22 protein-coding genes are annotated in these 25,531 nt (G+C 37.5%); 7 read left to right on the top strand and 15 right to left on the bottom strand.

What is annotated here, in order from left to right; all coding sequences use genetic code 11:
* Positions 1-165: 165 nt before the first annotated feature.
* The 4 genes from alaS to AB1I62_RS06790 form a co-directional block, all read right to left on the bottom strand.
* Entirely contained in the window at positions 166-2,808 is a 2,643-nt protein-coding gene (alaS, locus tag AB1I62_RS06805; protein ID WP_104859323.1) for an alanine--tRNA ligase, read from the bottom strand.
* A 345-nt stretch (positions 2,809-3,153) separates the two neighbouring features.
* On the bottom strand, positions 3,154-3,837 hold the full coding sequence (locus tag AB1I62_RS06800; RefSeq protein WP_002374960.1) for a helix-turn-helix domain-containing protein: 684 nt from the start codon (positions 3,835-3,837) through the stop codon (positions 3,154-3,156).
* A gap of 547 nt (positions 3,838-4,384) precedes the next feature.
* Positions 4,385-5,734, bottom strand: a complete 1,350-nt coding sequence (locus tag AB1I62_RS06795; RefSeq protein WP_002357738.1) for a DEAD/DEAH box helicase — start codon at positions 5,732-5,734, stop codon at positions 4,385-4,387.
* Between the two features lie 62 nt (positions 5,735-5,796).
* Positions 5,797-6,978: a VanZ family protein gene (locus AB1I62_RS06790; RefSeq protein WP_010712400.1), complete on the bottom strand. Its 1,182-nt coding sequence runs from the start codon at positions 6,976-6,978 to the stop codon at positions 5,797-5,799.
* A 142-nt stretch (positions 6,979-7,120) separates the two neighbouring features.
* Between AB1I62_RS06790 and AB1I62_RS06785 the strand changes: the two genes are divergently transcribed.
* Positions 7,121-7,432, top strand: coding sequence for a hypothetical protein (locus AB1I62_RS06785; RefSeq protein ID WP_002357740.1), 312 nt, complete (start codon positions 7,121-7,123; stop codon positions 7,430-7,432).
* 60 nt (positions 7,433-7,492) lie between these two features.
* Here AB1I62_RS06785 and AB1I62_RS06780 read toward each other — a convergent pair whose 3' ends face one another.
* The 5 genes from AB1I62_RS06780 to AB1I62_RS06760 form a co-directional block, all read right to left on the bottom strand.
* The gene (locus AB1I62_RS06780; protein WP_002357741.1) at positions 7,493-7,831 is read right to left on the bottom strand and encodes a zinc ribbon domain-containing protein YjdM; all 339 of its coding nucleotides are present in this window, start codon (positions 7,829-7,831) and stop codon (positions 7,493-7,495) included.
* Positions 7,832-7,944: 113 nt separating this feature from the next.
* Entirely contained in the window at positions 7,945-8,898 is a 954-nt protein-coding gene (locus AB1I62_RS06775) for a bifunctional oligoribonuclease/PAP phosphatase NrnA (protein ID WP_104859325.1), read from the bottom strand.
* Positions 8,899-8,911: 13 nt separating this feature from the next.
* Positions 8,912-10,231: a DRTGG domain-containing protein gene (locus AB1I62_RS06770; protein WP_002357743.1), complete on the bottom strand. Its 1,320-nt coding sequence runs from the start codon at positions 10,229-10,231 to the stop codon at positions 8,912-8,914.
* 9 nt (positions 10,232-10,240) lie between these two features.
* The gene (locus tag AB1I62_RS06765) at positions 10,241-10,915 is read right to left on the bottom strand and encodes a metal-dependent hydrolase (RefSeq protein WP_002377640.1); all 675 of its coding nucleotides are present in this window, start codon (positions 10,913-10,915) and stop codon (positions 10,241-10,243) included.
* Positions 10,916-11,129: 214 nt separating this feature from the next.
* Positions 11,130-12,563, bottom strand: a complete 1,434-nt coding sequence (locus AB1I62_RS06760; RefSeq protein ID WP_002357746.1) for an MFS transporter — start codon at positions 12,561-12,563, stop codon at positions 11,130-11,132.
* Between the two features lie 191 nt (positions 12,564-12,754).
* Here AB1I62_RS06760 and AB1I62_RS06755 point away from each other — a divergent pair, with 191 nt between their 5' ends.
* The 5 genes from AB1I62_RS06755 to AB1I62_RS06735 all read left to right on the top strand — a co-directional run bounded on the left by AB1I62_RS06755 (position 12,755) and on the right by AB1I62_RS06735 (position 17,492).
* Positions 12,755-13,105, top strand: a complete 351-nt coding sequence (locus AB1I62_RS06755) for a helix-turn-helix transcriptional regulator (RefSeq protein WP_002357747.1) — start codon at positions 12,755-12,757, stop codon at positions 13,103-13,105.
* Positions 13,106-13,441: 336 nt separating this feature from the next.
* Positions 13,442-14,563 carry a hypothetical protein gene (locus AB1I62_RS06750; RefSeq protein ID WP_002357749.1) on the top strand — a complete coding sequence of 374 codons (1,122 nt, stop codon included), beginning with the start codon at positions 13,442-13,444 and terminating at the stop codon, positions 14,561-14,563.
* Between the two features lie 297 nt (positions 14,564-14,860).
* Positions 14,861-15,061 (top strand): cold-shock protein, encoded by a 201-nt coding sequence (locus AB1I62_RS06745; RefSeq protein ID WP_002357750.1) that lies wholly within the window; start codon positions 14,861-14,863, stop codon positions 15,059-15,061.
* 156 nt (positions 15,062-15,217) lie between these two features.
* On the top strand, positions 15,218-16,423 hold the full coding sequence (locus AB1I62_RS06740) for a YdcF family protein (RefSeq protein WP_002382277.1): 1,206 nt from the start codon (positions 15,218-15,220) through the stop codon (positions 16,421-16,423).
* Between the two features lie 16 nt (positions 16,424-16,439).
* Positions 16,440-17,492 (top strand): AI-2E family transporter, encoded by a 1,053-nt coding sequence (locus AB1I62_RS06735; protein ID WP_002357754.1) that lies wholly within the window; start codon positions 16,440-16,442, stop codon positions 17,490-17,492.
* Positions 17,493-17,511: 19 nt separating this feature from the next.
* Here AB1I62_RS06735 and AB1I62_RS06730 read toward each other — a convergent pair whose 3' ends face one another.
* Positions 17,512-19,923 (bottom strand): hydroxymethylglutaryl-CoA reductase, degradative, encoded by a 2,412-nt coding sequence (locus AB1I62_RS06730; protein ID WP_104874916.1) that lies wholly within the window; start codon positions 19,921-19,923, stop codon positions 17,512-17,514.
* 185 nt (positions 19,924-20,108) lie between these two features.
* Here AB1I62_RS06730 and AB1I62_RS06725 point away from each other — a divergent pair, with 185 nt between their 5' ends.
* Positions 20,109-21,260 (top strand): hydroxymethylglutaryl-CoA synthase, encoded by a 1,152-nt coding sequence (locus AB1I62_RS06725; RefSeq protein ID WP_002361740.1) that lies wholly within the window; start codon positions 20,109-20,111, stop codon positions 21,258-21,260.
* A gap of 72 nt (positions 21,261-21,332) precedes the next feature.
* Here the strand turns inward: AB1I62_RS06725 and AB1I62_RS06720 are convergent, their stop codons facing one another.
* The 5 genes from AB1I62_RS06720 to AB1I62_RS06700 form a co-directional block, all read right to left on the bottom strand.
* On the bottom strand, positions 21,333-22,115 hold the full coding sequence (locus AB1I62_RS06720; RefSeq protein ID WP_002394413.1) for a hypothetical protein: 783 nt from the start codon (positions 22,113-22,115) through the stop codon (positions 21,333-21,335).
* Between the two features lie 123 nt (positions 22,116-22,238).
* Positions 22,239-22,841 carry a dihydroxyacetone kinase subunit DhaL gene (gene dhaL / locus AB1I62_RS06715; protein ID WP_104859563.1) on the bottom strand — a complete coding sequence of 201 codons (603 nt, stop codon included), beginning with the start codon at positions 22,839-22,841 and terminating at the stop codon, positions 22,239-22,241.
* A gap of 12 nt (positions 22,842-22,853) precedes the next feature.
* Positions 22,854-23,837 carry a dihydroxyacetone kinase subunit DhaK gene (gene dhaK / locus AB1I62_RS06710; protein WP_104859564.1) on the bottom strand — a complete coding sequence of 328 codons (984 nt, stop codon included), beginning with the start codon at positions 23,835-23,837 and terminating at the stop codon, positions 22,854-22,856.
* The gene (dhaM, locus tag AB1I62_RS06705) at positions 23,838-24,236 is read right to left on the bottom strand and encodes a dihydroxyacetone kinase phosphoryl donor subunit DhaM (RefSeq protein ID WP_002357762.1); all 399 of its coding nucleotides are present in this window, start codon (positions 24,234-24,236) and stop codon (positions 23,838-23,840) included.
* Between the two features lie 12 nt (positions 24,237-24,248).
* Entirely contained in the window at positions 24,249-25,388 is a 1,140-nt protein-coding gene (locus tag AB1I62_RS06700) for a glycerol dehydrogenase (protein WP_002363858.1), read from the bottom strand.
* Positions 25,389-25,531 lie beyond the last annotated feature (143 nt).

Raw genomic sequence — 25,531 nt, 5'->3', positions numbered from 1 at the left:
ATTGAAGATGAAAACTTACACATTCGTGCAATCTACTGTTTCCTCTCCTTAATCATTTATAAAAAAGAACCCCCTTCAAAATCAATTTCATAACTTTGAAGAGGGCTGTCATTATTGCTATAAAGAGCATTCTCCTTATATTAATAATAGGGAAAACATTTTTAATTAGGCATTTGCCAACCAGTTTTCAACTTCTGCTAAGGCATCCGCAATCCCTGCTGGATTTTTCCCACCAGCTTGAGCCATATCAGGACGACCACCGCCGCCACCGCCAACTTTTGGCGCAATTGCTTTGATTAAGTCACCGGCTTTTAAGCCTTTTCCGTTCATGTCTTTTGTCATAGCCGCTAACAAGCTTACTTTTTCATCTTGTGCAGTTGCTAGAACTAGTACATCAGACAATTCTTTTTGTTTCCATTGGTCGGCCAATTGGCGTAATTGATTCATGTCTTTAACATTGACTTGAGCGGCAATATAACGAACACCGTTGACGTCTTTGACATCTTTAAAAATGTCACCAGCTTGTTGGTTCGCTAATTTGCCTGCCAATTGTTCGTTTTCTTTTTGTAGATCACGTAATTGTTGTTGCAATTGCTCTGTTTTCGTAACCACTTCTTTTAATTGAGGTGATTTAACTAATGTAGCAATCTCTTTCAATTGACGTTCTTCTTCTTGTAAAAGTTGATACGCTTCTTTACTCGTCACTGCTTCAATACGGCGTACTCCTGCACCAATTCCAGATTCAGAAACAATTTTGAAAATCCCGATATCTTCTGTATTAGCAACGTGTGTTCCACCACATAATTCGATAGAGTAATCCCCAATATTAACTACACGGACTTCTTTGCCATATTTTTCACCAAATAACGCCATTGCGCCCATGTTTTTCGCTGTATCAATATCTGTTTCAATTGTGACAACAGGAATAGCTTCCCAGATTTTTTCGTTAACGATGGCTTCCATCCGCGCTAGTTCTTCTGATGTAACTTGCCCAAAATGAGTAAAGTCAAAACGTAGATGTCCTGGTGCAACTAATGAGCCTGCTTGGTTGGCATGCTCCCCTAACACATCTTTTAAAGCACGATGCAATAAATGGGTTGCCGTATGATTTTTCAAAATACGTGTCCGCATCCGTTCGTCCACTTGCAATTGATAAATTTGACCTTCTGCTAATGGCGCCAAAACTTCTACTTTGTGTAAAAATTGACCGTTTGGTGCTTTTTTCACATCTACCACGTTGGCAACGACTTCCCCTGCGGTATTTTTTACATAGCCGCGGTCAGCAATTTGTCCACCCATTTCCGCATAAAATGGTGTTTCAGCAAAAATTAATTCGGCTGTTCCTGCAGATGCTTCACTTACTAGTGCGTCACCTTGAATAATAACAAATAATTCACTATCATGTGTTAATTCTGTATAGCCAACAAATTTACTTTCTACTTTAATATCTGTTAATAAAGCAGATTGAACACCCATTGAAGTTTCTTTACTGCGGGCAGAACGAGCACGTTCACGCTGTGCTTCCATTTCTGTTTCAAACCCAGCATGGTCGACTTTCAATCCTTCATCTTCTGCAACTTCTTCCGTTAATTCTACTGGGAAGCCAAAAGTATCATAAAGTTTGAAGATAATTTTTCCATCTAATGTATCGCCTTTTGCATCTTTAACTTCTTTAATAACCTCATTTAACATGCTTAAACCTTCATTGATGGTTTCATGGAAACGTTCTTCCTCTGTCCGAACCACTTTTTCGATGAAGTCTTTTTGTTGTAATACTTCTGGATAGTAACTTACCATGATTTCGCCAACAACAGGCACTAATTTGTATAAAAAGGCTTCATTAATGCCTAATTTTTTCCCGTGCATTACCGCACGACGTAATAAACGACGTAACACATAGCCACGACCTTCATTTGAAGGAAGCGCACCATCACCAATTGCAAAGGATAAGGCACGAATATGGTCAGCAATCACTTTAAAGGAAACATCCGTTTGTGGTGCATCTCCATATTTCACGTTGGTTCCTAAAGCTTCTACCGCATGAATGATTGGCATAAATAAATCAGTTTCAAAATTTGTTGGTGCATCTTGAATGATAGATACAACACGTTCCAAGCCCATGCCCGTATCAATATTTTTATGTGGTAATGGTTCATACGTATCTTCTGGTGTATGGTTAAATTCAGAGAACACTAAGTTCCAAATTTCTAAATAGCGTTCATTTTCGCCACCAGGATAATTTTCTGGATCATCTTCTGGAATATCTAAAAATTCTTCGCCGCGATCATAAAAGATTTCCGTATCCGGACCACTTGGACCAGCACCGATATCCCAGAAGTTATCTTCTACATCAATAATATGATCTTCAGATAAACCAACTTCATCACGCCAAATGCGTTTTGCTTCTGTATCTTTCGGATAAACAGTCACATATAATTTTTCTGGGTCAAAAGCAAGCCATTCAGCACCAGTTAAAAATTCCCAAGCCCAGTGAATCGCTTCATTTTTAAAATAATCTCCAATTGAGAAGTTCCCTAACATTTCAAACATTGTATGATGACGAGCCGTTTTTCCAACATTCTCAATATCATTTGTACGAATAGATTTTTGAGCATTCGTAATTCTTGGATTTTCTGGCACAACAGAGCCATCAAAATATTTTTTCAAGGTCGCAACACCAGAGTTAATCCATAATAATGTTGGATCGTTTACTGGTACTAAAGAAGCGCTTGGTTCTACTGAATGTCCTTTAGACTTAAAGAAGTCTAAATACATTTGACGAACTTGACTACTTGTTAATTCTTTCATTGATTTTCCTACTTTCTATTAATAATTAACTATTTATATTTTGTACCCTCTTAAGTGGCAGATTGTGAACACAAAAAACACCATTGCAGTCAAGGACGATTGCTCGCGGTACCACCTTGATTGCAATGATGTTGGATCATTACCTCTTAAGCTCTATAACGCAGAGTCGCGTTGATATTTCTATCAAGTCCATCTAAAGGGAGCAAGTAAATTTATCTGATGCCCTTCTCTCAGCAATGAACGGCTTTCTGTGATCAAAATAAGATTCCTCATATCCTTTAGCTTATAGTCAAAAGTATAAGAAAGATCTGCTAAAAAGTCAATTGTTTTCGTAGGAATCTTTCCTTACTGAGCTGTTTCAAATAACGTTTGCTCTAAATAAGGCAAAATTTGTTCATTTATTTGATACCCTTTTCCCCAAGAGGTTGTAATAATCTCTTCATTCATGCCTGCATCACTAAATTTTTGTTTCACTCGTTTACATACGAAAGACAGCTGCGATTTTGTAGAAGCATCTGGTTCTTTCTGCCAAAGCAAGCGACAAATTTGATCACGATCCAACCCTTCGTGGGCATGCTGATACAAGATTTTTAAAAAGCGTTGCTCGTTTTTTGTAAAGCGAATCTTTTTTACTTGGTCATCAAGTAGCTCGGCTGTGACTTCGGCAAAACTTTGATCGACAGTGTCAATTTTTTCACGAATATCTTCCAATGAATCTTTGAGGCCTAACCACCGGATAATACCTCTTTCCTGCCAAATCTCCGCTTCACGTTTATTGCACATCGATTGTGAACGTCGATAAATCGGCTTCTCTAACGAGGAAAGACTTCCTAATAATCTCAAGCAATCGTTCTGAGAAAGTGTTTCGCTTAATACAATTGCATCAAAATAATTAAAAAAAGTTAACTCATGTTCTATAGTTTCTTCAAAGCAGTTCGTACAAAAGACTTCATAATTTAAATGTTGTAATTGCTGCTGAAATGTTTGCTCAACTAAAATGTTCTTTGTTAATACCAAAATCCTTCTCATTTCTTCTTTCCTCCTAGAACTCTTTCTGCTACCAATAACTAAACGCACCAATCAAACTACGTTACCAAATCGCGTGTTTTCTCCATCGATTGGTTAATAAACACCTTTTTATCTTCATCTCTCTTCGCTCCTTTATTCTTTATTTTGGTGGTTATTTATATTATATTAGAAAATGATTTTTTTTGTGTGTAAAATTTTTTTATCCTCCGTAAAAAAAAATGAATTTCCTTTAATATCAACTAATAAAGCTGATTTTTTAACAAAAAAAGTGCCGAAACTTCCTACTTTTTGCTAAAACTCGCCAAAAAATCTGTAATTTTATTATTTTTTTCTCAAGAAAACATCAAAATGTTGGTTCTAAACACCAACATTTTGATGTTTTTAACAAAAATCTTTACAATTAATTGGTAAATTTCTCTACTTTTAGCAATAGTCACTTTAAAAAAAGAGTTATTTTAAAAGTGACTTAAATATTTATCATATAAAAAAGTAAGGGACGAGAATCTTCACGATTCTCGTCCCTTACTTTAAATAATCCACAACAATGTTAGTTAGAAGAATTCTTTTTTGCTTTTCTAGCAGAACGATCTTTTTGACGACGTTCAATTTTACGTTTTTTCTTATTGCTGTCTTCAATTGCCCAATTAATTTTTTTCTTGTATCCTGGTTTAATTTTTTTCTTTTTCTTTTTCACTAAACCAATTAACGTTGGGTCTAATTCTTCTCGAGATTTTTCTCGTTTTGTTCGACGATTGCGATCATACGTTTCTACAATCTCACCATTTTTAATTTCTTTTGGTTTGAAAGAAACACCTAACTGCTCAATCTGAGTAATCGCTTCATCATCCGCTGGTGAATATAATGTTATGGCAGTTCCATTCAATCCATTACGTCCTGTGCGGCCAACCCGATGGATAAAGAAGTCCAATTCATGTGGAACTTCTGCATTGATGACATGTGAAACCCCTTCAATATCAATCCCACGTGCGGCTAAATCAGTAGCTACCACATATTGGTAGTCAAGATTTTGAACTTGACGCATCACACGTTTTCTTTCGCGTGGTGTAATGTCTCCATGAATTTTGGCAACTTTTAGGCCCTGATCTTTTAAGTAATCAGTGATTTCATCAACTCTTTGTTTAGTATTTGCAAAAACAATCGCTAAATAAGGATGTCCGATAGTCAATAATTGATAAATTATTTGATTGCTGTTTTTTCCTTTGGTGGAAATCAACCAATTGTCAATTGTTTCTGAAATAACTGCTTTTGGTTTGATATGTTCAATCACTGGATTTTCTAAATATTTTTTTAAAAATGGTCGTAATTTTTCTGGAATGGTTGCAGAAAAAACGAGCATTTGTAATTTTTCTGGCAAACGACCAGCAATTTGATCGACTTCTGCTAAAAAGCCCATATCTAATGTCATGTCTGCTTCATCGACAACAAAGGCAAAAGCCGTATGCACTTTCAAGGCTTGTTCATTCATCATATCTAAAATCCGCCCTGGTGTACCAATCACCACATGAGGTTGTTGATGCTTTAATTTATTTAATTGACGTTGTTTATCTGTTCCGCCAACAAAATTTGACACGCGAATTTCTGGTTGACTGAAACGAGCCAGTTGCTGCGCTTCTTGATAAATTTGATTGGCTAATTCACGACTAGGCGCAGTAATCACAATTTGTACTTCGTCGATAGTTGGCTTAACTTTATCCATTAATGGAAGTAAAAAAGTATGCGTCTTTCCACTTCCTGTTTGCGATTGTCCAATGACACTTTTCCCTTTCTTAATGATTGGGATTAATTTTTCTTGGACTTCTGTTGGTTCTTCAAACCCTTTTTCTGCGAGTGCTTCGTTGATAAAAGGTTGAAATTGAAATTGTTTAAATGAAGGCACTTGCCTCACCTCTTCTCGTTAAATTCTTTATGCACTTTGGCATTATAACACAAAAACAACTTTTACTCACCTGCTGATTCCTTTGTTTTCGCAACTTCTAATGTACTGACTGTATAAGTGTGGCTGGCTTTTTCATAAAACAAACGCCGTTTTTTACGAATCAAGGTTAACAAAACGTTGATCAAAAATAGTAAATATAAAATTAAACAGAACAAATACAGAAGCAGTGACACCATTTGCAACATCCGATTAGAAGAATTCAATAAATCAGTGGCATTAGCTAGATAAATACTAATTAAACCATACACAAAATACAAATAACCATAGCGAACAAACAAGGCTTTTAAACGAATTTTTTCATGTCCTGTTTCAACCACCCGAATGCGAACAACTTTTTTACCTAACGTTTGACCATTTGTCAGTTTCATCATGATGATAAAGACCGCAAAAACCATGATAAAGAACCACATCCGGTCTGAAAAAATCGGATAATTGGTTGCCCAATTTTTATAAGCTGGAATGAAATTTAGTCCAAAAACGAGCAGGCCTTGCACAAAGCCAATCACCAACCAATCAATCCCCCATGCAAAGAAACGTCTTAACAGGCTAACTGTCTGCCCTTTTTCATAAGAGGTGGCATCAATTTCTTCTCTTGTTGGCAATAAAAAGGTAAAGAGTGGCGTCAACCAATAACCGACCATGCCTCCGACGGTATTATTAATTAAATCATTGACATCCGCCAGGCGATACGAACGTGGATAAATAAAATAAAGGCCAGATAACTGTGTTAATTCAAAAAATAATGACAATAAAAAACTCGCAAGAACTGTTTTTAAAAATGAACATTTGAAATAATACCGTAAATACACACCAAAAGGTAAAACTAATAAAACATTAAACAGTGGTTCTAAAACGGCATGCTGTTTTAATGCTGGCAAATACGTACTAGGATCTTTGAGCGAAAAAACAGTTTCGTTTAAAATCCCTGAAATAAAATGAAAAGGCCGCAGTTCCATTGTTGGTCCTGTGTATTGAGCCACTTCTGCCCGAGAAGGCAACGGTAAAATTACCAAGAAATAGGCACATAATAAATAAAAAACAAATGAATACAAAATCATTGCTCGTGTCCAAACAAAGGAACCATATTTGCGGTATTCATAGATTAATAATGCCCCAGAAATAAAAAATGCTAGAAATGGGAAAATAATGATTGCCCATTTAATTGGTTCGCTATATACTGCCATAAAAATTCCTCCAAGATAAACAATTTCAAGTATGAATGCCTCAATAACACTATACTTGTTTCTAAAAAAATGTACCAACAATAAATTTTATTTTGCAAATCCTCTCCTTTGCAGTATCATTAAGAAAAAGGAGGACGTTCTCATGTTACAGCCATATTTTGCGTTTGGAGTGCCGCTATTTTTACTTGTGCTCTACTTACTCTTTGCACTGATTCACCGTCAAACAACGATTCATTATTTACGGTTTATTTTGTTACTTATTTCAACATTTCTCATGGTTTTTAGTTTCCAAGTATTGCAAGAATCATGGACCATCAACCCTGAAACGTTAAAAGATGCCGCTTATTCTCCGCAATGGTTATGGATTCCTTTAGGTATCGGGTTAATCCTCACACTTTACAACGCTTGGCACGGCCTTCGTACAATGATAAAATACAAGACCGATAAACATTAGTAAGAGTCTAGGACGATGGTTGTGTCCTAGACTCTTACTGTCTCATCATTCAAATGAAATTTAATTTTTCTTAACAAACTCTGATTTTAACTTCATTGGACCAAAGCCATCTACCTTACAATCGATGTTATGATCACCTTCCACTAAACGAATGTTTTTCACTTTTGTGCCTTGTTTAATTGCGCCACTGGCACCTTTAACTTTCAAATCTTTGATTACAGTAACACTGTCACCATCCGCTAAAAGATTGCCATTTGAGTCCTTGACTACTAAGCCTTCTTCTGCAACTTCTTCTGTTGGTGACCATTCATGACCGCATTCTGGACAAATAAATAATCCGCGATCTTCATAGGCATATGCCGACCCACATTCAGGGCAGTTTGGTAATTGCTCTGTCATTAACGTTCTCCTTTGTAAAAAATAATTCTTTTTCATTTTACCTTATTTTCTAGTGAATGAAAAGTAGTCCTAATGATTTATCAACGTCCGATAACTACTTTCTAATTACTTATTTATTTTTGAGCCCACTCTTGGCAAGCTGCTTGGATTTCTTGGTAAATCACTTCAATTTCAGCCACATCACGGGCATTAGCGCCACTTGCCAAAGGATGGCCGCCGCCATGATGTTTTTTAGCAATTGTATTAATGATTGGTCCTTTGGAACGTAACCGAACGCGATAATAACCTTCCGGCTGTTCAACAAAGATTGCCCATGAGAGAACATCTTCAATTTTTCCTGGCATTGAAACAATGGCTGCCGTTTCAGAATCGACAATATCATAACTGTTTAAAATACTTTGTGGTAAAACGACACGAGCAGCGCCATTTGCGTCGATTTCTAAATTTTGATAAATATAACCCGCTAATTTAGCAACCTTTAAAGGCATTTGGTCTAACTCACGATTTAAGTCTGCGGCATTAAAGTTAAACGTACGCAATTGCGCAGCGACAGCGAGTGTATGCGCCGAAGTGGAAGGATAAAGAAAACGTCCTGTATCCCCCACAATCCCAGCATACAATAAACGAGCTGCATTATCTGTCATCGTTAATTCTGCTAAATGCTGTTGCCAAAAATCAACAATAATTTCACTACAACTACTTGCATTTGTATTCACCCAAACTAAATCTCCATAAGGTTCATCATTCGGATGATGATCGATTTTAATTAATTGATCGCCTAAAGAAAAACGCGCATCACTAATTCGTGGAGCATTTGCAGTATCTGTTACAATGACTAATGCACCTCGATAGACATCGTCAGTAATAACGTCCATTTCAGCTAAAAACTCTAAGCCTTCCACTGGTCCGCCTACTTGATAAATATTTTTTTCAGGAAAGCTCGCTCTTAAGAGTTCTGCTAACCCAACCTGTGAGCCAATTGCATCTGGGTCGGGCCTTTGATGTCTATGAATAATAATTGTTTCATATTGTTTAATTGCTGCCATAATTTCTTTTACTACGTCCATTCTTTGTAGCCTCCTACGTTCTCTCCATCACTTGGCAAACAACAATTGCTTTTGCCACAATGACATTTTCTAAATAAACTTCGATATCTAATTTTGCAGAGCGACGACCAATTTCTAAAATACGTGGACGAATGTCCAATTCACTTTCCAACTGGATTAGCCGCAAATAATGTAGATTCACTTGTTCAATTAATACATTTCTTTTTTGATTCATCAACATTGTTCGTTGTGTCACGTTAGAAATAATTTCACTTAGGACACCGAACGAGATGGTACCAACACTGTTAACCATTTGGGGCGCAACCGAAAAACGAAAACGGGTTGTTTCTTTGCCATTTTCTTCAACAGGCATCACTTCCCCGGAAATTTGATCTGAAATTGTATCTGCAATTTGTGGTTGTCGTTGCACCAATTGCATGGCTTTCATCACATCTTGGCGAGAAACAATTCCAACAAGCGCTAAATCATCTTCCACCACCGGCATGACTTCTAGACCATCCCAAATCATTTGATGACTGACACTCGCTACACTCATCATCTTTTTCACAACATTGGGATCCTTTGTCATGACTTTATCCACGGTTAAATGTTCACTTTTACCAATGACATCTTTGGCTGTGACAATCCCCACTAAACGTAATTTCTTATTTACTACTGGGAAACGAGAATGATGGGTACTTTCAGATAATGCCTGATAATCTGCAATCGTTTGAGTTGTCAACAAATAATTGGTTTTTTCAAGCGCTGTATAAATATCACTGACGAGTAAAATGTCTTTTTTAATCAGCTGATCACTTAAAGCACGGTTAATCATAGTAGCCACAGTAAATGTATCATATGTGGTTCTCAAGACAGGCATACCCAGACGATCTGCTAACTGCGCAATCTCTTCAGATGTTTCAAATCCACCTGTAATTAAAACGGCTGCCCCATTTTCTAAAGCAAGCTTTTGCACGCCTTGGCGGTTACCAACAATCATTAAGGAACCTGGAGTAATATATCGCGTCATTGCGGTTTCTGTCATCGCACCAATTACAAATTTATTAAGGACTTTGTCTAGACCAGAGCTACCGCCTAACACATCCCCTTCAATAATCCGGACCACTTCACCAAATGTTAATTTTTCAATATGTTTTTTTAACTTACGCTCAATTCGTATCGTACCAACACGTTGAATGGTGGAAACAAGCCCAATATTTTCTGCATCTTTGATGGCCCGATACGCTGTTCCTTCACTAACACTTAAACTTTTGGCAATGCTTCGAACAGAGATTCGATCGCCAATCGGTAATTCTTCAATATGTTTTAAAATTTGATCATGTTTCGTCGCCATAATTTCCTCCTAAACTAGGATCGTCTCTCCTGGGTTTAATACTTTCCCGCCAACTACTTGCTCTACGAATATTGCTGGATTTTGTTGGATAACAGGAAAGGTATTGTAATGAATTGGAATGGTTATTTTGGGATTTAAGTAAGAGACTGCTTCTAGCGCATCCTCTGGTCCCATCGTATAATTATCGCCAATTGGTAAGAACGCTACATCAATGGATTTGTCTTTTGCAAAAAGGCGCATATCTGAAAACAACGCCGTATCACCAGCGTGATAAATTTTTTTATCTTCTGCTTCTAAAATAATCCCGCTTGCTTCGCCCATGTAGGTCATTACGCCGTCTATTTCATAACCGGAACTATGCAAAGCTGGCACAAATTTAACCGAACCAAAAGGAAAGACATAACGCCCACCTAGATTCATTCCATGCGCTTTTACCCCTTGCGACTGCGCATACGTGGCCACTTCAGCTATCGCAATAATCGTTGCCTTGTTTGCTTGAGCAATTGCTAGCATATCGCCAATATGATCGCTGTGTCCGTGGGTGATTAAGATGTAATCAGGGTGTAAATCTTCAAGTGAAACGTCCGCTAAAGGGTTGCCATTAATAAAAGGATCAAATAAAAGGTTCGTGCCGTCGTTTAGACGAATTTCAATACATGAATGTCCATGTCCTATCAGTTCCATTTGTATTCCTCCTACGGTATTTTCTACACACTCTTATGATAATTAATCGTCAAATTCATTCTTAAAAGTAGTACAGTTTAGTACAGTTTAGTACAGTTTACTTTCTTTATTGTAACAGAGAATTAGAAATATACAATCGCATTTGCTTATTTTCTTAGCTAGTAAAGAAACAGACGAGAAAAATCATGAATCTTTCTCGTCTGCTTCTTTTTACTTATTTGGTTGTTTTCCGAAAACGTAAAATCGTTAATATAAAGGCCGCCACACATAATAGAAAGGCGACAAAAAAGGTTTCACGCATTCCCACAATAAATATATCTGGGCGATTAGCCAGATACGTGGTTACTCGTTCACCATAGGCTTCGCTCATACCACGATATAAAATGGTCGTTGACAACGCAATCCCAATGACCATCCCTAAGTTTCTAGCAAAAGAATTCATACTTCCTGCTACACCTAAATCTTGCTTTTCAACACTGCTCATAACCATTGTATTGTTTGGAGACTGGAAAAGTGCATTTCCCAAGCCCATAATGGCCGTTGCAATCACATAATACCAGATGGGCGAATTCATATCTAAAAACATATACATTAACGACGTACAGCACAAAAGCAACAATCCGCCAAATGTTAAAATACCTGGGCCAATTTTATCCGTCAAATAGCCACTCAGAGGAGCCCCAACCACCATTAATAACGGAAATACCATCATTAATAGACCAGCATAACTAGCACTTAGTTTGCGTGCATCCTGCAAATAAAATGGAATGACAACATTTACAAAAAAGTTTGAGGCAAAAATTAAAACGGCGGACAATAAACTTAAAGTAAAAATTTTGTTTTTAAAAATTGCGAACTTAATAAGTGGGCTTTTTCTTTTTCGTTCAACCATTATAAATAATCCTAGTGCGATTACTGCAATAATGAACAATAAATAGGATTGTAACGAGCCAAACCCGCTCTCTTGTCCGAGGAAAATCCCGCCGAAGAACGTCATAATCGCAATGGCAATACAAGCAAATCCTGAAAAATCGATTTTTTCTTTTGTTTTTGTAATATCTTTTGGTAGAAACTTTTCACCAATTAAAATTGTAACTAGCCCCACGGGAACATTAATCCAAAAAATATACGACCAAGAAAAGTTTGATAAGATCAATCCACCAATCCCAGGACCAGCAATCGCGCCTAAAGAGACAAAGGCACCTACTGCACCAAGCGCCCGCCCTCTTTCATTTAAAGGGAATACTTCCGTAATAATTCCTGAATTGGTCGCCATGGTCATGCTAGCACCAATACTTTGAACGACTCGCGCAAATAATAGAAAGCTCAGCGATTGATTAAAGCCACAAAGTAACGAACCAATCGTAAAAATAACCGTGCCAATTCGATAAACTTTTATTTTTCCAAAACTGTCGCCAATTTTTCCAAATAATAATAAACAAGCACAGACAACCATTAAATAAATAGATACGACCCATTCCGCTTGATTCATGGGTACGGACATTTCTTTTGAAATAGTCGGTAAAGCAATATTTACAATGCTGGAATCTAATGTAGACATGAAGGTAAACATAGCCACAGAAACTAAGATCCACCAACGATTTTTCTGCACTTCAGAATCCTCTTGGTAACTTTTAATTTTCTCCATTGATTCATCCCCTCTCGCTCCAAAACAGTTTACTTACTAATAATAACTCTATTTCTTCTTTTTTTCATCGGAAATTTTCTAAAAAATCACTCATGAGATGTTCACCTTCTTATTACACGCTCGCAATTGACAACCATTCGCTTTTACGCTAATTTAAAATTAGCAAACGGAAAACACAAGGAGGACTTGAAATGACCTTAATTTCTCGCATTAAACAACTAGCTCAGTCAAAGCAATTAACCCTCGCCCAATTAGAAAGAAACGTCGGCATTTCCAATGGACAAATTCGTCGTTGGGATACCTCTTCGCCTAAAGTAGAGAATCTTTTAAAAATAGCAGACTATTTTTCTGTCTCCTTGGACTATTTAATGGGCCGCACCCAACAAACAGAGATCAATCATCAGGCACCTATGACAAGCACACAAAAAGAGTTACATATTCACATTACTACGGAAGAGTTAACAGAAGAAGAAATTACTCAGTTAGAGGAAGAAGCAAATCGTTTCTTGCGGTTCCGTAAATTTGAAATGACAAATTCTTAAAGAACGTTCACTTCTCCTAGTCAATTGATAGCAAAAACTAGAACCTAAACAAAAAAAACCACCACGACCGTCGTCTGTGGTGGAAATGAAGGTTGTTATTTACTCTTGGTAGGAGTAAGTATGAAAAAACCAATTCGGGATAATTGGCATAACGTAAGTATAGTAGTTTGTGCCTTTTTTATCATGAGTTTCAGCTATATTTTTTATAAAACTTTTATTAGAACACCATTAACAGTCCTTTATTTAGATTCTTTAAAGCGTTTTCTTTTATTGAACATATTGTTTTAAACATTCGATTTCCTGTGCTACACTTACTTTTAGAAGGGGGATTTTATTATGGCAAATCAAAAAAAAGATAGCTTATCAACATTATTTTCTGAAGAAGTTCATGGACCGTTTGTTACTTTCTTGTTTAACACCCATGTCGCTCATCAAAACGTAGAAAAAGATTCGCTTGTTTTGAAAAATTTTGCAAAAGCGGCAAAAACACGCTTTGAAAAAAAATTTCCTGAGGAAAAATGGGCTGTTTTTCAAGAAAAAATTGACGCACTTCTAGCTGATGCTTCCTTCTGGCGCAACGGCACAGCAAGTGTTTCAATCATCTTATCTCCAGAGAACACCTTTGTTCAACGATTAGATGTGCCCGTTGACGATCAATATTACGTGGACACGATTCCTTATTTACTTGGACTAGTCAAAGACAAACAATTTAACTACCATTATTACCTACTTGCTCTAAATCGCGATTCAATGAAACTTTACAAGGTCGATCATACGACTGTGACTCCTGTTGAATTGCCTAAAGATGCACCAACAGACGTGGTCACAGCTTTAGGTGATGAATTAACGGGGGGTAATTTAAACTTTTCAACTCAAGGTAGTTCTAACGGTTCTAAAGAAGGTGTCGCTTATCATAGCATCAATACTAAAGATAAAGAAGTTGAAATTGATTGGGTGAACTACTATCAAGCAGTCGATACTTTCTTAAAAGATCAACTGGATAATCCTGAAAAATTACCGCTTTATCTTTATGCTTTACCAGAAAACCAAACACTCTTTAAAAAGATTGCTAAAAACCCTTATTATGATTGCTCAATTTCAGTTGCTGCTTCACCTGCACAAGCAACCATTCAAGATATCCGCAGCGCTAGTGAAAAAATAGCTGCTGAGTTAACAGAAAAAGAAACAGCTTCTTATAACAAATTACTAGATCGTAAATTCTTAGATCAATTTACAGATATTTCGCCAGCGGCAGCTGACGGCAAAATTTCCCATCTTTTTATTGCAACGTCACTCTTTGTTACTGAAAACAATGAAATGTCATCTGAAGAGTATGATCGTCGCAAACTTTTAAACACCATTGCTTACCAAGTCATTCAAAACGGCGGTCAAGTTTTTGTTTTAGACCAAAAAGCTGCACCAGATGAAAAATCTTTAGCGGCTATCCTCCGTTATTAAAAACAGGCAAAAAGCCCATTGTAAGAAAGCGCCTTACAATGGGCTTTTTTTCTGAGACTTATTGAAACAGCACTATAACAGCCTTATCTTCACTTTCTAGTTTTTAAAAAACATCCGATAAAAAAGAAAATAAGGTTATCGCTATACAAAAACCAGTTAGTATGCTATAGTAATAGATGTAGTTTTTGTTCGGTAATATGGGTAGCTGTTTCAAATAAACATCTTCCACATTTTTCACCTTTCAAGTAATTGCAAAATATGAATGTGTTATAACACACATCTAGGAGGATATTTATTATGGAAACAGGTACAGTAAAATGGTTTAACTCAGACAAAGGCTTTGGCTTCATCACTGCAGAAAACGGAAACGATGTATTCGTACATTTCTCAGCTATCCAAGGTGACGGCTTCAAAACTTTAGAAGAAGGTCAAGCAGTAACTTTCGAAATCGAAGAAGGTCAACGTGGCCCTCAAGCAACTAACGTTACTAAAGCTTAATTAAACAATACTGACTCAAAAACCTGACGTTAATCGTCAGGTTTTTTTTATAAAAAAAAAGAACAAGAAAACTTTCTGAAACTAAGTGCTTCCTCTATTTTTTTTGAAGAGTTTTCGTTATACTGAAGAGGAAAAATGTTTTAAAGGAGTTTATTTATGCAATTTTATGGTGATTTAACCTTTTTAGGTGTTTATTTATTGGGTCTCTTTTTCATTCCCTCGTGGCGGAAAAAGAAAAAAGAACACGATTGGTTGCCGTGGATGTTTGGCTGGACCGTCTTTATGTTCTTCTCATATGTTTTATATTTAGAAATCATTCGTGGCACAGCCTTCTTTTTAATTCCCATTGCTTTTTTTGGCTTGTTTGCGCTCTTCTACTTCAAAGAAAAAAGGCGTTTACTGAATGGAACATTATTTAATATTTTTCTTGTGGTTCTAGCGACTTATTTAGGGATTACTGCGATTCGTACAAACAACTACTTTCTAATCACCTTAGCAATTATTGCCCTGCTGGCAATTTTTATCGCTTTGGCTTTAGGACTCTATGCCTTAATTATTTTCCTTTATTGGAATGCGGTCGTTGTTATGAGAAAAGAAGGTCGGTCTCTAGGGAACTTGTTGACGTTGTTGCTGGCAATTGGCTTAACATTACTATTAATCTATAATTTCTTTTTTCAATCGTTGTTACCAACGTGGCTCTCCTTACCCTTAACTATTGCGCCATTTATTTTGACTTATTTCGCGTTTGTTTTTTATAATTTTTTAACTGTTTCTACGTTGTATCAATTTAATCAGCCAAAATATACACAGGATTATATTGTTGTGTTAGGTTCGGGGTTAATCAATGGTGAGATTGTGCCGCCGTTATTGCAAGCCCGTATCAACAAAGCCATTCAATTTTACAAGGCTCAAAATCGCGCAACGTTAAATCCACCAAAAATCGTCATGTCTGGTGGCCAAGGCCCTGATGAATTACTTCCTGAAAGTGTCGCGATGAAAATGTATGCTTTGACACAAGGTATTCCTGATGATGATATTTTAGTAGAAGCTCATTCAAAAAACACACTAGAAAATATGCGTTTTTCCAAAGAAACAATGATTGAGGATTTTGGAAATGCTAATTTCCAAGCCATTTTTACTACAAACAATTATCACCTTTTCCGAGCGGGTCTTTTCGCTCGAATGGCTGGCTTAAAAGCTGATGGCATTGGTGCAAAAACCGCTTTTTATTTTTTACCTAACGCGTTTATTCGAGAGTTCATCGCCATTGTAGTGATGTACAAACGTCGCCATATTATTGTTTGCGGCCTAGCTGCCATCGGTATGGTTATGTTATTCTTAACAGGATTGATTATTCAGTAAAGAAGGAGTTTCCCCTATGAGTTTGTATCAAAAATTTATTCAAAATGAACGTTTGCGACGTTTTTGCGTCCTTGCTTTGATTATTTTTGTGCTTTATTTATCCAGAAGCATGATTACAACAATTCTTTTAACATTTATCTTTACCTATTTAGCTGTTCGTTTGGTCCATTTTGTTCAACGCTATATGAAAATCCCGACGATTGTCATCGTTCTCTTAACCTATGCATTGGTTGTTTTTCTAATCTATTTAGCGATTACTAAATATGTTCCCGTTCTAGTTAACCAAACGACTCAAATGATTAATTCTGTAGTTGATTTTTATCAAAGTCCACATACAGATACAAATCAAGTATTGCAATTTATTGATCAATACTTGGAAAAATCTAACTTACTCTCTCAACTCCAGAATGGCGCTTCAATGATTTTACGCTACATTCAAGATATTGGCGCTGTCGGTTTATCATTTGTCATGTCCTTTATTTTAAGTTTCTTCTTTATGATTGAGAAGAAGCAAATGGCTGATTTTTCTAAGTTATTTTTAAAAAGTGATTTTGATTGGTTTTTTCAGGATATCTATTATTTCGCCAACAAGTTCGTTAACACATTTGGTGTCGTAATGGAAGCTCAGTTTTTCATTGCTGTGGTGAATACAGTCATTACTACCTTGGCCTTGGCGATAATCGGCTTTACTCAGTTACCTAGTTTAGCCATTATGATCTTCATTTTGAGCTTAGTCCCAGTTGCTGGTGTGATTATTTCTTGCATTCCGCTAAGTTTCATCGCTTATTCCCAAGGTGGCTTGAACGATGTGATTTATATCTTAGCTTTAATTACAATCGTCCATTTATTTGAATCTTACGTGCTAAATCCTAAATTCATGTCTAGTAAAACAGAGTTACCAATCTTTTATACGTTTGTCATCTTATTAGTTAGTGAGCGTCTCTTTGGTGTATGGGGACTTATTGTAGGAATCCCTGTGTTCACTTTCTTCTTAGATGTCTTAAAAGTAAAACCAATTCGTGGCCTGAAACGTCTACCTAATGTGAAAAAAAATAGTTCAGCAGAATAATTTCTGCTGAACTGTTTTTTTATTGTTTTCTTAAATCATTTAAAATAGCCAAGGCTCGGTCTTGGTTCATCGTTTTTTGACGTTTTAATTGTTGAGCGACTGCCTCAACTTCTTTACCAGTAGCTCCGACCGTCATCGCTAAAGAACGTGCTTGTAGAGCCATGTGTCCTTTTTGAATTCCTTCAGAGACTAAGGCCCGTAACGCCGCTAAATTTTGTGCCAAACCAACAGCCGCTACTACTCGACTTAGTTCTTTTGCATCCGTCACTGCTAACAAATCAGCAGCTGCTTGAGATTTAGGTAAGACTTTTGTGGCACCGCCAACCGTGGCTAAAGCAAGCGGAACTGAAATTTCACCAATTAGTTGTTCGCCATCCAGCGTCCAACTAGTCAAGCCTTGGTAGCGACCTTCCTTCACCGCAAAAGCATGACAAGAAGCGCTAACAGCGCGTGTATCATTTCCTGTAGCTAAAACTACAGCTTCAATGCCATTCATGATTCCTTTGTTATGCGTGACTGCCCGATAAGGATCTAATGAAGCATAGCGTGAAGCTAAAACAATTTTTTCAGCAATTTCCCGGCCATTGCTCCCCTTACTTAAACGCGAAACTGGAATAGCCGTTTTCATCGTAACAACCGACTCCGTGGCGTAATTGCTTAAAATACTGAATAGAATCTTTTGCTCCGCAAACCATTCACGGAACAACTCGGCCACACCTTCCAACATAGCGTTAACGATATTTGCCCCCATTGCATCCTTAACATCTACTAAAAAGTCGACAGATACAAATGATTCATCAAAAGCACGATATTGCAAATCTCTTAAGCCGCCGCCCCGTTTTACGATAGATGGATAACTTAAATCTGCTTGTTGAAAAATTTCCGCTTCTCTTACTTGTAGTTTATCAATCAATGACTCGGGATCTGCAACATCGTAAAAAACGATTTGTCCACGCATTAAACGTTGTTGATTCACTGTTTTAAATCCTTGTGCTATTTTTGCACCATTACTCAAAGCCGCAATCACTGAGGGCTCTTCTGTCGCCATTGGTACCAAATAATCAGTTTCGTCCACTTTTAAATGTAAGCCAATGCCCATCGGCACTTCTGTTTCACTGATTTGATTTTCAATCATATGATTGGCAATCTGCGAAGATAAAGCCGTATTTTCAAATTCTTTTTTTGTATCAGCAGAAATCTGGCCTTCATTAAGAAGCGAAGCCAGGCGTTCCTCAGGACTCATTTGATAAAATCGGCTGTTTTTTTTTTGCTGAGGTCTCTCTAGTAGCATAGCGAGTCCTAAGCCACCGCCGATACATAAAGAAGCCACTCCATATTTCTTTTCTTTTTGATTTAATTGATAACTTAAACTCGTTAATAAACGAGCACCTGTGGCACCAATCGCATGACCTAACGAAATACCGCCACCATAAATGTTGACCTTTTCCTCTGGTAAAGCCAGTTCTCTTTGGACCACAATTGAAGTTGCTGCAAATGCTTCGTTGATTTCATACAGATCAATTTCTTCCGTAGTAAGTTGATTCCGCGCTAACAGTTTTTGAATGGCTTTAATCGGCGAAATTCCCATATAGGCTGGATCAATACCGACTTCCACACTGTCTCGAATAATAGCTAAATAAGGAAGACCGTGTGCTTCGGCATATTCTTGTGAAGCAATAATCAAAGCAGAAGCCCCATCATTAATGGTTGATGCATTCCCTGCTGTTACAGTACCGTCTTCTTTAAAAACTGTTTTAAGCGTTCCTAGCTTCTCAACGCTCGAATTAGGGCGAATCCCTTCATCTTTCTCCACAAGCGTTCCTGATACTTCTAATGGGGCTATTTCGTCAGCGAATATCCCTTCTGCTTGTGCTTGAGCTGCTTTTAATTGTGAATGTACAGAAAATTGATCTTGCTCTTCTCTAGTCACATGATACTTTTCGGCCACATTTTCAGCAGTTAAGCCCATTGCTTGATCACTAAAGGCATCCGTTAACCCATCATACATCATACTAGAAAAAGGCGCATCATAGCTTTCTGTTTCGTAATTAAATCGTTGTAATTTAGGTGCTTGGGACATATTCTCAATCCCGCCAGCAATTAAAACTTCCGCTTCCCCTAATTGAATCAATTGTTTCGCCAAAATAACGGCCTTCATGCCTGATCCGCAGACCTCATTAACTGTCATTGCGGGAACTTCATGAGACAAACCGCTGTTTATTGCTATTTGTCGTGCGGGATTTTGGCCATTTCCAGCTTGTAAAACATTTCCAAAGATTACTTGATCAATTTCTTCAGAAATAGTGGAATGTCTTTTTAAAAGTTGTGTTGTAACATGTGTTCCTAAGTCTACGGCACTTACTTGACTTAAGCTGCCTTTATATTTTCCAATTGGTGTTCGTAATGCATCAATAATAACTACTGTTTTCAACTAAATGCACCTCCATCTTGAAATATATCATAAAATCCCAGAATCACAAGTGCCAATTACTGAATGTTAACAGACTTATAAGATATTTTTTAATAATCTATGAAGTTAGTACAAAAATTCCCCATTTTGATTCATTTCGTGCTATTTTATATAATGAATCTATTTATCGTAAAGGAGTTAAAGAAATGACAATTGGGATTGATAAAATTAGTTTTTTTGTGCCCCCTTATTATATTGATATGACGGCACTGGCTGAAGCCAGAAATGTAGACCCTGGAAAATTTCATATTGGTATTGGGCAAGACCAAATGGCGGTGAACCCAATCAGCCAAGATATTGTGACATTTGCAGCCAATGCCGCAGAAGCGATCTTGACCAAAGAAGATAAAGAGGCCATTGATATGGTGATTGTCGGGACTGAGTCCAGTATCGATGAGTCAAAAGCGGCCGCAGTTGTCTTACATCGTTTAATGGGGATTCAACCTTTCGCTCGCTCTTTCGAAATCAAGGAAGCTTGTTACGGAGCAACAGCAGGCTTACAGTTAGCTAAGAATCACGTCGCCTTACATCCAGATAAAAAAGTCTTGGTTGTAGCGGCAGATATTGCAAAATATGGCTTAAATTCTGGCGGTGAGCCTACACAAGGAGCTGGGGCGGTTGCAATGTTAGTTGCTAGTGAACCGCGCATCTTGGCTTTAAAAGAGGATAATGTGATGCTGACGCAAGATATCTATGACTTTTGGCGTCCAACAGGCCATCCATATCCTATGGTCGATGGTCCTTTGTCAAACGAAACCTACATCCAATCTTTTGCCCAAGTCTGGGATGAACATAAAAAACGAACCGGTCTTGATTTTGCAGATTATGATGCTTTAGCGTTCCATATTCCTTACACAAAAATGGGCAAAAAAGCCTTATTAGCAAAAATCTCCGACCAAACTGAAGCAGAACAGGAACGAATTTTAGCCCGTTATGAAGAAAGCATCGTCTATAGTCGTCGCGTAGGAAACTTGTATACGGGTTCACTTTATCTGGGACTCATTTCCCTTTTAGAAAATGCAACGACTTTAACCGCAGGCAATCAAATTGGGTTATTCAGTTATGGTTCTGGTGCTGTCGCTGAATTTTTCACTGGTGAATTAGTAGCTGGTTATCAAAATCATTTACAAAAAGAAACTCATTTAGCACTGCTGGATAATCGGACAGAACTTTCTATCGCTGAATATGAAGCCATGTTTGCAGAAACTTTAGACACAGACATTGATCAAACGTTAGAAGATGAATTAAAATATAGTATTTCTGCTATTAATAATACCGTTCGTTCTTATCGAAACTAAGTATTTAAATCCCCCGATTCAATCAACAAAAGAGCTAGACATTCAAGTTTTTGCTTGAATGTCTAGCTCTTTTTATGAAAGCCAAACTTCTTTGACCCCGTCTGTCACGGCGATACCATCTGTCAAAGCTAAACGTTGTGAATAAGAAACGTAGCCATAATAAACATCAACACCGCCGCCATTGTTCCAAGTAACAGTGATTTTAACATTTGGAGTAATCGATTTTGTAGCTGGTTGGGTCGTCGGGCGATAACTAGTCGTATCATAACTTAAAATAGTGCCCGAAGCTCCACTTATTTCGGCTTTTCCTGTGTAAATTTCGCCATTCGTATTCGTCTGCGTGACCGCTCCATTCGCTTCAATGATTAACCCCGCTTGCTTTTGATCTCCTCGTGGATAATAAAAAAGATACGTGGTTGCCCATTTAGCAAATTCATCTGGAATTGGTTTAAGTGATTCCGTTGGTGCCGGACTCGACTTCGTTTGCTTTTCAACCGCGACTTCTTCTTGTCTTTTTAAGCCTTCATTATTTTGATTATTTAGTTTCTCAACCGTTTCTTTAACGATCGAATAGTGAGGTTTCCCTAAATCGCTAACAGGGATCGTAGCTAATTTTTCTTCTGATTCTTTATATTGCCCCTCTGCCGTTAACTTTTTAGCTTCTGTAATAATGGCATCATACTTGGTTTGGTCTACGGAAGAGGATGTGCTTTGTCCCGTAGCTTCGACTTGTTTTGTGACACTGGTTTTTTCTGTGGTCACGTCTGATGAATTTCCACAAGCACTTACAAACATTGAGCTAACGATTAATAAACATCCCACAATCACATGCTTTTTCATCTTTAAATCCCCCATTTGTCTATCTTTGTTATTTTTTGTTACTTAAATTATCCCATAGATGAACAAAAGAAACCATTATTTATAAAAAAGTTTAGCAAGCGCTTCAAGAGAGGCACTTGCTAAACTTTTTTCTCACTGTTATTGATTGATTACTTTGACTAGTTCTTCAAATAATAATGCACTAGATGCTGCTCCTGGATCAATATGACCAATTGCTCGTTCCCCTAAATAAGAGGCACGTCCTTTTTTCGCCACCCAATCTTTTGTTGCTTCAGCAAAGTGTTCAATTTTTTCTTCATTAAATTGTTCCGTTCCAATTACTTCAGCAACAGGTGCCCAGACATCAACCATCGTTTTATCTCCTGGTTCAGCTTTGCCACGCATCTGAATCCCAGCTAGACCTTGCTGAACAATTTCTTTTAATTGCTCTGGCGAACTGATGGTTTCCAAATCTTTTGTCGCTTTAGTCATATTCATAAACGCAGTACCATATAAAGGACCAGAAGCTCCGCCAACTTTTGAAATCAAAGCCATGGATAGGACTTTAAATGTCTCCGTGATTGTTGTTGGTACTTTTTTGTCAAACGCAATTTTGTATTCAGCCATACCACGAGCCATGTTGTTACCGTGATCCCCATCACCAATCGGCGTGTCTAATTCACTTAAATAGTCTTTTTTTTCTTCAATAACTTTTGAATAATTGTCTAACCATGTTTGAATGTCTTTTACTGTTAATTCCATCTTTTATCACCCTTACCAAGAAATTGTTGTTACTTTGCTTTCTAGCGCTGTTTGCCAGTCTTTTGTTGCCAAGTCAATCATCGTTAAAGATAATCCTTGCATGTCAATAGACGTCATATAGTTACCCACTTTATGGAAGGTCACTTGAACACCTTTATCTTCTAATAATGTTAGCACGTCGTTCATAAATACAAATTGTTCCATTAATGGCGTGCCGCCCATGCCATTGACAAGTACCCCCACTGTTTGTGGTTGTTGTTCATAGCTACTTAATGTTTTTTCAACTAATTCTTTCGCTAACTCTTTCGATGGTTGGATTTTTTCACGACGATAGCCTGGTTCTCCGTGAATCCCTACGCCAAATTCAATTTCATCTTCTGGTAAAGTAAAACCTGGTTTGCCAACTTCAGGCACAGTGGCTGCTTTTAAAGCCACTCCAATTGTTTTCGTGGCTGCTACAATCTTTTCTCCTAAAGAAACGAGCTCTTCTAAAGAAGCACCTTGGCGGGCATGATGTCCTAAAATTTTATGGACAAGAACAGTCCCGGCAACGCCGCGTTTTCCAGCGGTATAGGTGCTATCTTCGACTGCAATATCGTCATCGACAACGACCATTTCTACATGAATGTCTTCCATATCAGCCATATCTTTGGCCATTTCAAAGTTCAAAATATCGCCTGTATAATTTTTTACGATTAACAGAACACCGGCCCCTTGGTCCGCCGCTTGGATCCCTGTTAAAATTTGATCTGGTGTTGGTGAAGTAAAGACATCACCTAAAACTGCGGCATTTAACATTCCATCACCAACAAACCCAGCATGTGCAGGCTCATGACCACTTCCACCACCAGATACTAACCCAACTTGTTTGTTTGAGTCGTTGCGAGCAATCACGCGAGAATCTTCGACTTGATGAACAAGGTTTCCATAGCTTTTCACAATTCCTTGGAGCATTTCTTCGACAATTTTACCAGGTTCATTAATAATTTTTTTCATTTAGTTCCACCCTTTCTTACCAGCATTTTGAGCTTCTGCTAAAATTTGCGTCAAATCATCTGAGACACCTGCAGTAATTGCTGCCGCAAAGGCACCTTCAACCAATGGTGCATCGACTAAATGATAATGTTTCTGTTGGTCTTCTTCTAGCATATCAAAAGCTAATTCTGAACTTAAAACGGCACTGCCTAAATCGGCAAAAATTAAAAATTCTCGGTCAGAGTCCGCTTCGTTAATCGTGTCAATGATTTTCATTGGATCTGAACCTAATGAACCATCTGATGTGCCACCAAGTGAATGAATCGTAATTTCTTCACTGGCATTCATCTGTTCAATCATCTCTTTAATACCATCTGTAATCATTTTGCTATGTGAAACGAGTAAAATATCTGCTTTCATGTGGACACTTCCTTAATCTAATTTATGTCTTGTTTTATATTCTTGTCCGACTTTATCTGCAACAATGATTGCATTCGCTACTTCTTCAACGACAATTGGGAATGGCATTGAATGAATTGATTCTTCTGGAATGCAAGCAATTTTGGCTACTTCCAATGCTTCTTCATAAGTGATTTCATCGACACCAATGTCTGAAAGCGTTAATGGTAAACCTACAGAAGCGCTAAAGTCTAAAACAGCTTCTAATTCGTCTTTTGCTGCATCTTCTAATACAAGTTGTGCAATCGTTGCAAAGGCTACTTTTTCACCATGTAAATAACTGTGCGCACCAGGTAAGACTGTCATACCGTTATGAATCGCATGCGCTGCAGCTAAACCGCCACTTTCAAAACCTAAGCCTGAAAGTAAGATATTTGTTTCGATAATCTTATTCAATGATTCAGTAACCACATTTGCATCACAAGCTAATTTCGCTTTTAACCCATCTTCCTGGAGGTTTTCCCAGCAAAGTTTCGCCATGGCCAAAGCTGCATATGTGCCGCTAGCAGCGGGCGTTAAGCCTTCTCTTGAACCCATTGGCAAACTAGCATTAACCCGAGAATATGAATTGTGTGTTGCGCGTGCTTCAAAATATGTGGATAAGGCATCCCCCATTCCAGCAACTAAAAATCTAGTTGGCGCTTTGGCAACCACTTTTGTATCAACCATCACGACGCTTGGACTTTGTTTAAAGTAAGCATAATCATCAAATGAGCCATCTTCATGATATAGTACAGCTGAATGCGAAGTTGGTGCATCTTGAGCCGCAATCGTTGGTACAATAATTAAGTTTTCACCTTCTGCTACGACTTTTGAAGCATCGATTGCTTTACCGCCACCTAAACCAATGATACAGTCTGCTTGTTCTTTTTGTCCAACGTTTTGCAAGCGCTTTGTTTCTTCACGCGTTACTTCTCCACTAAAGCCACCCTCTACGAAGGTAATGTCAAACTTTTTCGCTGTTTCTTCCAATTGTGGACGTACACGATCAACGTCAGCAGGATTTGCAATTAGTAACGCTTTTTTTCCAAAAGTTGAAACGAAGTAACCTAAGTTTAGTAATTCATCTTCCCCTTGAACATATTTCGTTGGTAAAATCAATGCTTTTCTCATGTTGATAGCCTCCTATATTTTGTTTACATACATAGTATAAAACGCTTTCATCAAAAAAGCATTGAACTTTTGGTATCGTTTTCTTGCAAAAAATGATAGAATTATTTTGTGAAATAATAAAATATTATGATTTTTAAACTTTA

This window comes from Enterococcus sp. AN402 (genome assembly GCF_040719405.1).
Taxonomy (GTDB): Bacteria; Bacillota; Bacilli; order Lactobacillales; family Enterococcaceae; genus Enterococcus; species Enterococcus faecalis.
This window is presented reverse-complemented; position numbering and strand designations above follow the sequence as displayed.